Below are 13,302 nucleotides of genomic sequence, written 5' to 3'. Positions count from 1 at the left end.
ATGGAAATCTATTTGCAAATTTTTATAGCCATTCCCTTAGTAGGATTTTTGGGTAGTTTACTGGCACCATCCGCCAAAGAAGCATTGCTCTCAAGAATAGCGTTTATAACAGTTGGCCTGAACGCACTGCTGGTTACATTATTTATTGTAGTCTGGATCATGCAGGGGCATGTAACGCTAAACTTGCGTGACTTCGTTGTTTTTCAATCTGCCAATTATGAATTTCTGATTGATTTCTGTTTTGATAAAGTGGCAGCCGTTTACTTAATGGTTGGTTCTATACTTACTTTTTTAGTAACCATCTATAGTCGCTACTACTTACACAGAGAAGAAGGATACAAACGTTTTTTTAATACCGTACTTTTCTTTTATCTCGGCTACACCATTGTAGTACTATCAGGAAATCTGGAGACACTATTTATTGGTTGGGAAATTCTTGGCATATCATCCTTCTTGCTGATTGCATTTTACAGAGACAGGTACTTACCAGTGAAGAATGCAGTAAAAGTATTTTCTATTTATAGAATTGCGGATGTTGGTTTGATTTTAGCCATGTGGTTAAGCCATCACCTGTGGGGGCAGAATATTACGTTCGTTGAATTTAATAACGAAGCATTAGTGAATGCACAATTGCAAACACATGCATTGGTTGGTATTCTGGTTTCATTGATGATCTTAATTTCAGCAGCAGCTAAATCGGCACAGCTTCCTTTTTCATCATGGTTGCCTAGAGCAATGGAAGGACCAACACCTTCCAGCGCAATTTTCTATGGATCATTGTCTGTGCACATTGGTGTGTTCGTATTGTTGCGCACTTTTCATTTTTGGGAACATCAACTATTTATCAGGATACTCATCGGAGCTGTGGGCTTGACCACCAGCCTGATTGCTACCGGTATTGCCAGGGTACAGTCATCTGTTAAAAGTCAGATAGCTTATGCCTCAATCGCTCAGATTGGTTTAATATTTATTGAAGTGGCAGCAGGCTTCGATAATCTGGCACTCATTCATTTTGCAGGGAATGCTTTTTTGAGAACCTATCAGTTATTGGTTTCACCATCAGTGGTTAGTTATTTGATACGCGAGCAGTTTTACAATTTTATTCCTCGCCAACATACCATTGAGGATTCGTTACCTAAAAAGTTAGAGTATACAATCTATATGCTGTGCCTGAAAGAATGGAATCTTGACACTTTGCTGCATCGCTACCTATGGAAACCCATTAAGTGGGCTGGCAACCGTCTGGAGTTTTTACAAGTAAGGGGTGTTTTGATTTTTCTTTTTACAGCTGGTGCAACAGGTGTACTGGCAGTAATCTATAAGCAATCAATTCCCGATTTGTTAAATAAATCACTTCCGTATGCTTTTGGTTTGATAGGATTAATCATGGTGTTTAAAGCTTTTACTAAAAGAAAGAATGTTCAGCTGACCTTGTTGTTGATTGTAGCAAACCATTTTATGATAGCGTTGGCAATTTCTTTCAATGAGCATTTCAGCTATGATCACTTATTGATTTACCTCAGCGGGATAATTGTTTCTGGTGTATTGGGTTATCTGGCCATACTTCGATTAAAAATGCTGGAGCCTCTTGTAGATCTTGAACGATTCTATGGCTATGCCTATGAACATCCTAGAATTGCCTTTACTTTTTTATTGGCTTGTTTAGGTCTTGCCGGCTTTCCCATTACACCGACTTTTATAGGAGAGGATTTAATCTTCAGTCATATCCATGACGATCAGTTTGTGCTCGCCTTTATCGTTGCGCTTAGTTTCATCATTGATGGTCTGGCCCTGATCAGAATGTATGCCCGTGTTTTTATGGGGCCTCATGTTAAGTCAATTCACGAAATGGCCTATCGTTCTTCCTAGTATTTAAAAAAACTTAAAAGCATTTATTTATATGAAAAGTATAATTGTTCCTAAAGACGGTCTACAAGGCCTGAAAGAAAACTGGAGATCAGATATGGTCTCGGGATTCTTAATATTTTTAATTGCCATGCCTTTATGTCTGGCTATTTCTAAAGCATCGGGCTTTCCTCCGATAGCCGGTATTTACACCGCCATAATTGGTGGTCTTTTCGTTTCCCTTTTTATGGGCTCTCGCATTACTATTAAGGGTCCTGCAGCTGGTCTTATTGCCATTTCAGTGGGTGCAGTTGAAGAGTTAGGTCGTGGTGATAACATGAAGGGTTATCAGCTAACGCTGGCTGTCATTGTGATCGCATCTATTATTCAAATTCTTTTCGGATTATTTAAAGCCGGCAAGCTGGGTGATTTTTTCCCTGCTTCAGCGGTGCATGGTATGTTGGCAGCCATTGGTATTATTATCATCTCTAAACAACTGCCCGTATTGTTTGGTGAACAGGCACGTGGTAAAGAACCTTTAGAATTATTGGCAGACATTCCTTACATGTTGGCCAATATGAATCCTGAGGTGGCTTTTATCGGGATCATCAGTTTAATTATCCTCTTCACCTTACCTACTTTTAAAAACAGATTTATTAAATTAATTCCCGCCCCAATGTTGGTTTTGCTAATAGCCATACCGTTGGGTCTTTATTATGATTTTCAACATGAGCACGATTATTCACTTGCAACCATCAGTTACCATATTATTCCTGATAACTTGCTTGTTCAATTGCCCGATACTTTCTTAGGCGGAATAAGTTTTCCTGATTTCAGCGAAATATTCTCACTGACTTCTATTAAGTACATTATCATGTTTGCATTGGTTGGCAGCCTTGAGTCAATCTTAAGTGCTAAGGCCATCGACATTCTCGATCCATTTAAAAGAAAATCTGATTTAAATAAAGACACACTAGCGGTGGGTGCAGGAAACCTGGCGGCAGGTCTTATCGGGGGTTTACCTATGATATCAGAAATTGTTCGTTCATCTGCGAATATTAACAATGGCGCTAAAACGCGATGGTCAAATTTCTTTCATGGTTTATTTCTTTTGGTGTTTGTTGCTTTAGCGGCCCCACTGATTGAACTTATACCCAATGCTGCCCTGGCGGCCATGCTAATTTATACAGGCTTTCGCTTGGCATCACCACGCGAATTTCAGAAGACCTGGAAAATTGGCTGGGATCAGCTAATCATATTTGTAACTACAATTGTTGTAACACTGGCGAGCGATTTACTTCTAGGGATTTTTGCAGGTGTTTTGATGAAATTCATACTGCACATTTTAAGAGGCGCTTCTGTAAAAGGCTTATTTCGTTCGAATGTTACCATAGAAGAACAAAGTGGTGATTATGTGATTAAGGTTAAGGGCGCAGCCATTTTCTCTAATTACTTAAGTTTCAAAAAAGTGCTAGAAGGTATTAAACCTGGAAAGAACCTGACATTTAATTTCTCTGAAGCAAAAATTATTGATCACACCTTCTTAGAACACCTGCATCATTTTGAAGAAGATTATCATGCAACCGGTGGGCATATAACCATACAAGGCATAGGTAAACACAAAACACATTCAGAGCACCCGCTCTCCACCCGCGTGTTTTCTGCAGGTCTGCTCAACAGGATGGAGTTTAAACTCAACGACAGACAGATGGTTTTGCGTGACTTTGCCGAAGAACACGAGTTCGCCTTTTATCCCACGACTTTACGCAACATGGCCAAATACAAGGATTTCCCTATCGAAAAAGGTAAAAGGATATTGTACGAAGAGAATCTGCTATCGAAGTATGATGTTAATGGTAAGATGGAAATTTCTGACATTACGCTTACAGAAGGTGCTGGTGCAGCCATGGAAGAATCAAAAATGACTATAATTCATCTCTCTGATCTTGATTTTGCTATTCCTGACTTTGCATTAGAGCCAGAACGCATGTGGACTAAGTTTTCTGAAGTCACCTTCGGTAAAGACATTGACTTCAAAGACCACGAACGTTTTTCAAGAATGTACTATTTGCGTAGCGATGATGAGATGAGTACGAGAAAATTTTTTCATCCTGAATTATTATCTTTTTTGGAAGAGCATGAGGATATGCATATTGAGTCGCACCGCAATAAATTGCTGGTGTACACCAAACATGATGTGCTTGAACCAGTTGAAATCATTGAATTGATTTTGAGAATCAATGGTCTTGTAGAAGCCATTCAAGCAAAACAGGATTTACTTCAAGAATCTAACGGTATGGCTAAGCGATGAAGAATCTAATTGGTTATTACCTGGCTGCCTAATTTAACGAACAACAGAAAAATGCAAGCAGGGCACTTCAGTATGCTGAGGTGCTCCTGTTTAAGCATTATTATTTTCTATCAAGACAATCAGCCGATAGTCAAATAGCTATTTCATATTAGTGTTTTATAAATAATTTTGATGTAAAATTTATCATGAGAAAGATTTTTTTGCTTATAGGGGTATCGTTGTTTTCTACAATATACGTTGCCGCACAGTCTAATGAAGTTTCCGAAATGAAATTGAAGCTAAACGAGGAAGGTAGTCATTACCTGAAGGCTACTTTTTTAAATCAGGTTTGGCTCAGATTTGATCAGAGTAATCCGGGCACACAGGTACTGGGCGAGCCAGTAGATAACACGTTTGACATTGGCTTACGAAGAACCAGGATTCAATTCTTCGGGCAGCTGACTGATCATGTTTTTTTCTATACACAGTTCGGTCAAAATAATTTTAATTATTTGGCCGGACAAAATGCCACCAATTCGGGCAATAGAAAATTTCAGGTTTTCTTCCACGATGCCTTGGGTGAATATAAAGTATGGAAAGACAAGGATTTATTATTTATAGGGAGCGGTTTAACCATTGCAAATGGTTTGTCTCGTTTTAGTCAGCCCAGCATTGGCACTATTGTAACCATGGATGTGCCCGTTTTTGCACAGGCAACCGTTGATCAAACTGATGAGTTCTCGCGTAAGCTAAGTGTTTATATGCGTGGTCAATTAGGCAAAATTGATTATCGACTGGTGTTAAGCGATCCATTCCCCATTACATCCAATGGTCAACCCGCTCCTGCAATTTCAACTAATGCAACCTTCTCACAACGCGGGCATCACAAACAGTACCAGGGTTTCTTTGCTTATAATTTTTTCGATAAAGAACCACACACCACACCTTACATGACTGGAACATACCTGGGCAAGAAAAAGGTGTTGAACCTTGAAGCAGGTTTTATTACACAGCAAAAGGGTATGTGGACAAGAGAAACTGTTGTGTCAGATACGATTTATCACAATGTGAATCTCTTGTCTGCTGCTGTATACTATGATGCACCCCTTAATAAAGAGAAAGGAACGGCCTTGTCTGCCTATATCGGATATTTTGATTATGATTTCGGTAAGGGTTATCTCCGTTACAACGGTATCATGAATCCCGCAACAAGTATTAGCGGGCCTTACCTGTCCGGAAGTCAGGGAAATGCATTTCCAATGTTTGGCACAGGCGCTGCTATCTATGCACAGATAGCGTACCTACTGAAAAAAGATTTGCTTGGTGAAGGCAACGGAACCCTACTGCCTTATGTATCCATTATGTCAGCTGATTGGGATCGTTTACTTGACAGAATGAACGTGATCGATGCAGGCGTAAACTGGTTGATAAAAGATCACAATGCAAAGCTGACACTTAACTACCAACATAGACCTTTTTTTGAAACACAGGGCAATGATCTTGTGAAGAAGGGAAACAGAGGACAGGTAGTTATGCAGTATCAAGTATTTTTTTAGAATTTGCAATAATTGCCTGTTTAGCAAAGTGCCGTGATTTTTTACGGCACTTTTCTTTTGCGGGATTCAGAGTATGGTGAAACGCAAACGTCTCCATGTATTAAAAGCAGCACCTAAAACAATGAGTAATAAACTCAATGCTGCATAAGCAATGGCATAATTATCCGTGCCTTCCCACCGTACATAAATACCAAACAGTGCCCATACGATTACAAGTGCAAAAGGTGCTACCCTGTATTTAGTAGTTACGAATATGCCAAGCAATGCCGCTACAGTCATCATAATAATGGCCCAGGTAGCATGTGCAATGTTCAATGCGGGCCATTCAGTAGAAACAAGTAAAGCAGCGATGTTGGCAATAGTGGCAACACATATCCAGGCGAAATACAGCGTAAAAGGTAAGCGCACGAAAATTTTTTCAGCAGCGGTGTTCATCGAAATCTTGCGCACTTTTAAAAACAATTGTGCCAACGTAAGTAACAATAATAACATGATCGTGACTGACATAGAAACTTTTAAATAGTGCCAGGCGAGTATCCAGCTTACATTCAATACACACGAAAGCCAAAAGAATTTAGCGGTTTCGGCAAAAACATAAGCATCAGATTTAAGCCATTGTAATACCACATAACCAAGCAGCAGTAAATAAATAATGCTCCAAATTGAAAAGGTAATACCTGCCGGGGTAAAAAGACTGGGATATAGGGCAGAGACCTCGCCAGTATTGAGCCCGTTAATGGGGAGAATATTCGCCAGTGCGTTAACAGCAATGGTCGCTATAAAAGCGAGTGTGGTTAAAAAGGCGTTACGTTTTGTAGATTTCATGCTTTGGTAAACATAAGCAACTGAATTAAGTTAATAAAATGCTATCTGTTTCCGCTGGTGTAAAACAATGGACTTGCCTTGTACCACCTGTTTTAGCTGACTACTTTAGTCCGCAATAACCAAACCGATTATTTCATGAAAATTAAATTTACTATGCTGAGCCTTGTTTTGCTCCTGTTTGTAACCTCAGGTTACACCCAGACAAAAGACAAGGTTGATTCAGCTGTTTATGCTAAATTAAAGAGCGAAGGCTTTGACCGTTCACAGGTTATGCATATCCTGAGTATGCTTACCGATGTAAACGGACCTCGTTTAACGAACTCCCCAGGCTACAAAACAGCTGCGAACTATGCTAAGTCAACCATGGAGGGCTGGGGTTTGAGCAATACTCACTTTGACTCCTTTGGAGAATTCGGTAAAGGTTGGCAAGTGAAAAAATTTGCTTTGAGTGCTACTGCTCCTACTTACTTTAATATTATCAGCAATCCAAAGGCCTGGTCTCCAGGGATTAAAGGAACGGTGACAGCAGATGTTGTTTACCTCGATGTTAAAACCGAAGAGGATCTTGAAAAATATAAAGGCAAACTCAAGGGAAAAATTGTGCTCTTCAATTTTCCAATTATGCCTAAGCCACACTTTGCACCTGATGCCACGCGTCATGCAGACTCTACCTTGTTAAAGATGGCCAACGCGGCACCACGGGATCGCGCTGCCAGTGGAACCAGAAGATTTGCAACTGGTGCACCAGAAGCATTAACCTATAAGAAGTGGTTACTGTGCCAGACAGAAGGTGTTATTGCCGTATTAGAATGTAGCCGTGGCGATCACGGAACCCTGTATCCACAAGCGGCTACCATTCCTTACGCACCTGAAACACCTGCTGCGCAACGCCTTCGTGCACATTCAGCCAATGCACCTAAAATTTTGCCACAGGTATTAGTGGCAGCCGAACACTACAACAGAATGGTGAGACAGATTGAAAAAGGCGTAACTGTTAAAATTGAGATAACCATGGAAACAGAGTTTACACCTGCCGAAGATGGTTTCAATGTGATTGCAGAAATACCAGGTTCCGATAAAAGTGCTGAAGTAGTCATGATTGGTGCTCACTTAGATTCATGGCATGGAGGCACGGGTACAACCGATAATGGTGTTGGTGTAGCCGTTTGTATGGAAGCGATGCGTTTGATTAAGGCATCGGGTATTCAACCAAGACGTACTATTCGTATAGGTTTATGGGGTGGTGAAGAACAAGGTCTATATGGCTCACGCGGTTACGTGAAAAAACACTTGGGAGAAACTATTGATGGCAAAGTTGTATTAAAACCGGCTGCTGAAAAATTCTCTATTTATTTAAATACAGACAATGGCACAGGTAAGTGGCGCGGCATTAACATGCAAGGCAATGAAAAAGTACGACCTGTTTTTCGTGAATGGTTGAAGCCATTTGCAGCAACAGGAACTGCAACACTTTCATTAAACAGCACGGGCAGTACTGATCATGTTCCGTTTGATGGTATAGGACTACCTGGGTTTCAATTCATAACAGACCCGATTGAGTATTTCACCAGAAGCTGGCACTCTAATATGGACACTTACGAACGCGCCATTGAAGATGATTTAAAATATAATGCCGTACTGATGGCTACATTAGCTTATCAGGCAGCGGTAAGAGACGAGTTGGTGCCGAGAAATTAAGTAGTAGGTATTTTAAATGTGAAACGCCCGAAGGAAACTTCGGGCGTTTTTTATTGGCTGTCTTTCCTTGCAAAAAATTACAGAAATAATGCTGCCTTCTACTTTATAAGTCTCTACTGTCAGCAATAAAAATTTCAATAATACCTGAATTACTAGGTGCATTAAATAACCATTTTTCTTTGTCTAAAACCATTAATCACCGATGCTCCTATTGTTCTTGTTGTCTGCCTTTACTTTTTGTACATTTCTTTATTAAACAATCAACTATGAAAATACTAACCCTTATTGCAGTATGCTTTATCGCAGCTGCACTTACTTCCTGCGGCTCTAAAGAGCAGGCGGCTAAGTTTAACTACCCCACTACCGCCAAGGTGGACACGGTTGACCATTACTTTGGCACTGATGTACCAGATCCTTACCGCTGGTTGGAAGATGATACCAGCAAACAAACAGCACAATGGGTGACAGCACAAAACGATGTTACTTTCTCTTATCTCAAAAATATTTCTTACCGCGATAAAATTAAGGAACGTCTGTCAAAAATCTTTAACTACGAACGTTTAAGTGCACCCTTTAAAGAAGGTGACTATTATTATTTTTATAAAAATGATGGTCTGCAGAATCAAAGTGTGATCTATCGTAAAAAGGGAGAAGATGGAGAAGTAGAAATTTTCCTTGATCCGAACAAATTTAGAGAAGATGGAACCATTTCATTGGCGGGTCTTTCTTTTAGTAAAGATGGCACACTCGCTGCCTACCGCATTTCTAAAGGCGGAGCAGACTGGACAGATGCCATTGTGATGAAAACAGCAGATAAAAGTATTGTAGAAGACACACTTAAAAACATCAAGTTCAGCGGTATTGCCTGGAAAGGCAACGAGGGTTTCTACTACAGCACCTATGATAAACCTAAAGGCAGTCAGTTATCGCAGAAAACACAATTTCACAAATTGTATTATCACAAACTGGGTACACCGCAGAGCAGCGATGTCATGATTTTTGGTGGAGAGAAAACACCACGCAGATACATTGGAGCTTACCTGACAGAAGATGAAAGATTTTTAGTGATCACAGCATCGACCAGCACAACCGGTAACGAATTATATGTGCAGGATTTAAAAGATCCTAAAGGAAAAATTATTACAGTCGTAGATAATTTTGACAAAGACCACTATGTAGTAGACAATGACGGCACTCGCTTGATCATTCAAACAAATTTAAATGCGCCTAATAATCGTCTCGTGGAAGTAGATTTTTCCAAACCAACTCCAGAAAATTGGAAGGATTTGATTCCGGAAACAGAAAGCGTATTGAGTACATCGACAGGTGGTGGTAAAATATTTGCCGAATATTTAGTGGATGTCAAAACAGTCGTGAAACAATACGATATGCGTGGTAAACTGGAACGTGAAATAGAATTACCAGGAATCGGAACCGCTGGCGGTTTTGGGGGAAAGGCAGATGAAAAATTTGATTATTACACTTTCACCTCATTTACCTTCCCACCTACTATTTATAAGTATGAGATTGCCACGGGTAAATCAACAGTATACGAAAGACCAAAAGTTGATTTTAATCCGGAGGATTATGAAACGAAGCAAGTGTTTTATACCAGCAAAGACGGAACAAAAGTGCCGATGTTTATTACACACAAAAAAGGCATTGAGTTAAATGGAAAAAATCCAACCATGCTTTATGGCTATGGTGGATTTAGCGTAAGCCTTCAGCCAAGCTTCAGTACTGCGCGTATTGTGTGGTTAGAGAATGGCGGTATTTATGCACAACCTAATTTGCGAGGTGGTGGTGAATACGGTGAAAAATGGCATTTGGCGGGCACTAAAATGAATAAGCAAAATGTGTTTGATGATTTCATTGCTGCAGCCGAATACCTGATTAAAGAAAAGTATACATCAAGTGACTATTTGGCCATCTCTGGTGGTTCCAACGGTGGTCTATTGGTAGGTGCTACCATGACACAGCGTCCTGATTTAATGAAGGTGGCCTTTCCGGCTGTGGGTGTAATGGATATGTTACGCTATCACAAGTTTACAGCGGGTGCAGGTTGGGCTTACGATTACGGAACAGCCGATGACAGCAAAGAAATGTTTGAGTATTTACGAACATATTCTCCTGTTCATGCTTTAAAACCAGGTGTTAAATACCCGGCAACCATGGTAACAACAGCAGATCATGATGATCGTGTAGTGCCTGCGCACTCCTTTAAATTTGCAGCAACTTTGCAAGAAAACCATGCAGGTGATGCACCAGTACTGATTCGCATTGAAACGAATGCAGGTCATGGTGCGGGTACGCCTGTATCTAAAACAATAGAACAAGTGGCAGATCAGTATTCATTTGCCTGGTATAACATGGGTGTAGTTCCCCCTATTGCAAAAGGCGACATGTAAGCCCACCCCAAACCCCTCTCCTTTAGGAGAGGGGCAAGGGTCACTGCAAAGGACGCGAAGATTCGCAGAGTTAACGAATTGTATTTCTTTGCGAAACTCAGTGATCTCCGCGGTTATGTATCAGACGTGTATTCATTTAGTAAGCATGTAAATCATAACCCACTTCACCCCTCTCCAGTTGGAGAGGGGCAGGGTTGAAACCCAATGCAAAGGACGCGAAGATTCGCAGCGTTTATGAAACATCTTTCTTTACGAACCTCAGCGATCTCTGCAGTAAAGAACGTTGAGGCTTAAAATTCAATCTTATAACTCAAAATTGGAATCAAAGGTGTTTGGTAAGATACTTTTACTTCACCAGTAAGTGGTTCGAAGTAGCTACCATAAATATTTTTTCGATTAATGGCATTCTGAATATCTAATGCCAGCGTATGTGTTGATTTAGCTTTATTTCTTTTTAAACTAATGCGTAAATCTGGGCGGAAATAATCGGACACTTGTTCAGTGAAGGCACGTTCTTCGTAATACACCGTTTCACCTTTGTCAACAGACGCAGCTACATTTATAGGTGTAGTTCTGAAGCCACCGCTGTAAATACTTCGGATGTTGATGCCTAAAATTCTGTTTTTGTTTAGCGTAAACTCCTTGCCACCAGTAAAAGTGATGTTGGCATTTCCATTATAACGCGTATCTCTCCACACATCATCAGTTGCTTTATATTTCGATTCATACAATGAAGCTGAAAGAAGAAAGTATACATCGTTGTGCATAAACTGCTCTAAGGTTAGTTCTACCCCATAATTTCTACCCAGCCCATTATTTACTAAAGGATCCGTTTCATAATCCCATTGGCGATTAATGAGTGAAAACGAACTGTTGGCCTCTGCTTTTACAGGTATATCGTACAAATGCTGATAGTAGGTTTCAAGCTTTACACGCAAGTGATCATTCAGCGAACGATCATAACCTAAAACAAAATGGTGGGACTTGCTTAAACCTAAATCTTCATTGGTTCGAACGGATTCACCATTTTGTACTGACTCGCCAAAATAGGTTCCTAAGGGTTGCATCTGGCTGTGTAATCCGTAGCCTAGATTTATGCGTTGAATATCATTCAGAGCATAAGAAGCTGACAAGCGCGGTTCAACAGAGAAGGAATTGTTTAACAAAAGTTGCAGATAATGAATACCGCCATTCAGGGTGAGTTTATCGGTTGCCTTAATATTTATCTGCGAGAAAGCCTGAACACTTTGTGTGTTTCCCTTTGAATTTAAGTGGGTCTCAAAAACATTGGTGTTTTCATTAAGGTCACGCTGTTGTACATTGTAGAAAAGTTGGTTAAGGTAAATACCGCTTCGCAGGTTATAGCGTGCCGAAAGCTTGGTGTTTAGGACACTGCTAAAAGTAATCTTGGCATTACCATACTTTTGTGTGTAATCAAGAAAGGGATTGTAATTATCATCCAGTCTTTCCTGTTCGTAGAAAATTTCATTCCCGGAAAAAACTATGGCATTTTGAAGGTGAGAATTTGTATTTAAAATGGTAGCATACTTGATGCCGAGCGCGCCAGTATTAGAGTGATAGACGGCATTAAAACTTTCGAACTCCGATTCCCATTTGGTTGAATCTTTTTCTGCTTCACTCTTTTGGTCACTCAATCCACCAAATCCAAAAACAGTGAGCGTACTTTTCTTACTTGTAGGTAAATGGATATTGAATGATAAGTCCTGGAAATCAGTTGAATAATCGCCTATGGGCACCCCCATTTTAGCCAGTAGGGTAAGGGTTGAGTATCGGTAGTTAACCAAATAAGAGCCTTTGTATTTTTTGCCCAATGGGCCTTCAGCCGCGATATCTGTTCCTAAAAAGCCAGCTTGAAATGTGTACTCACTTTTTTCATTATTTCCCTTTCTAAGTCGAAGATCGAACACACCAGACAGAGCATTACCATATTCGGCAGCAAAAGCACCTGTTGTAAAATCTGAATTGGCCAGTAGTTGCGAACTTAATATGGAGATACCACCACCTGCTGTACCTGCATTGGCAAAGTGATTGGGGTTCGGAATATCCACACCCTCCATGCGCCACAATAAACCGAATGGTGAATTACCACGGATAGAGATACTGTTGTTGCCATCATCAGCAGAAACTACACCGGCAAAAGAACTTACTGTACGCGCAGGGTCATTAACTGCAGCAGCAAATTTTCTGGTCTCTTCAACAGAGAACGTACGTGCGCTTACCACCGACATATCATTTAGTGCACGGTCTTTTTCTGTGGCAGTAATTACTATTTCCTGCATTTGCATAACATCTTCTTCTATAGCAATGGTAAGCACTACTTCCTTACCAGAATTGACAATCACATTGGGTAAGGTTATTTCTTTATAACCGATAAAAGTGATTTTGAGCGCATGTGATCCAACGGGAACTTTGGTGATTTTAAACTGCCCATCTACATCGGTGGTAACACCAACAATAGGAGAACTATTTAAAAGTATCACATTGGCTCCCGGCAAAGGCATTTGCGATACCTGATCAATAACGGTACCGCGTATGGTTTGGCTGAGTTCTTGTGCTTGTGTATTTAAGCAACTAATAAGTAATAGAAATGTGACTGGGATTGTTTTAAAGGGTTTCATGTTTTGATTGGTTTGTTATGAGACAATCCAATCAATAGTTA

At 40.3% G+C, this 13,302-nt stretch carries 7 protein-coding genes; 5 read left to right on the top strand and 2 right to left on the bottom strand.

All coding sequences use genetic code 11. The features are described from left to right. From ACO1XM_RS10895 to ACO1XM_RS10885, 3 genes are all read left to right on the top strand, one after another. Positions 1 to 1,869: a proton-conducting transporter transmembrane domain-containing protein gene (locus tag ACO1XM_RS10895; protein WP_486228781.1), complete on the top strand. Its 1,869-nt coding sequence runs from the start codon at positions 1 to 3 to the stop codon at positions 1,867 to 1,869. 31 nt (positions 1,870 to 1,900) lie between these two features. Further along, complete coding sequence (locus tag ACO1XM_RS10890; RefSeq protein ID WP_486228779.1) at positions 1,901 to 4,156, top strand: SulP family inorganic anion transporter; 2,256 nt, start codon at positions 1,901 to 1,903, stop codon at positions 4,154 to 4,156. Positions 4,157 to 4,341: 185 nt separating this feature from the next. Beyond that, positions 4,342 to 5,691: a hypothetical protein gene (locus tag ACO1XM_RS10885; RefSeq protein ID WP_486228777.1), complete on the top strand. Its 1,350-nt coding sequence runs from the start codon at positions 4,342 to 4,344 to the stop codon at positions 5,689 to 5,691. A gap of 66 nt (positions 5,692 to 5,757) precedes the next feature. Here the strand turns inward: ACO1XM_RS10885 and ACO1XM_RS10880 are convergent, their stop codons facing one another. After that, positions 5,758 to 6,516, bottom strand: a complete 759-nt coding sequence (locus tag ACO1XM_RS10880; RefSeq protein WP_486228775.1) for a hypothetical protein — start codon at positions 6,514 to 6,516, stop codon at positions 5,758 to 5,760. Positions 6,517 to 6,651: 135 nt separating this feature from the next. Here ACO1XM_RS10880 and ACO1XM_RS10875 point away from each other — a divergent pair, with 135 nt between their 5' ends. Both ACO1XM_RS10875 and ACO1XM_RS10870 read left to right on the top strand, forming a co-directional pair. Further along, positions 6,652 to 8,214, top strand: coding sequence for a M20/M25/M40 family metallo-hydrolase (locus ACO1XM_RS10875; protein ID WP_486228773.1), 1,563 nt, complete (start codon positions 6,652 to 6,654; stop codon positions 8,212 to 8,214). A 266-nt stretch (positions 8,215 to 8,480) separates the two neighbouring features. Continuing rightward, positions 8,481 to 10,622, top strand: a complete 2,142-nt coding sequence (locus ACO1XM_RS10870) for a prolyl oligopeptidase family serine peptidase (RefSeq protein WP_486228771.1) — start codon at positions 8,481 to 8,483, stop codon at positions 10,620 to 10,622. Positions 10,623 to 10,912: 290 nt separating this feature from the next. Here ACO1XM_RS10870 and ACO1XM_RS10865 read toward each other — a convergent pair whose 3' ends face one another. Beyond that, the gene (locus ACO1XM_RS10865; RefSeq protein WP_486228769.1) at positions 10,913 to 13,261 is read right to left on the bottom strand and encodes a TonB-dependent receptor; all 2,349 of its coding nucleotides are present in this window, start codon (positions 13,259 to 13,261) and stop codon (positions 10,913 to 10,915) included. Positions 13,262 to 13,302 lie beyond the last annotated feature (41 nt).

Source organism: Chryseotalea sp. (assembly GCF_057350905.1).
The sequence above is the reverse complement of the archived record's forward strand: the minus strand, read 5'-3'. Positions and strand labels throughout refer to the sequence as shown.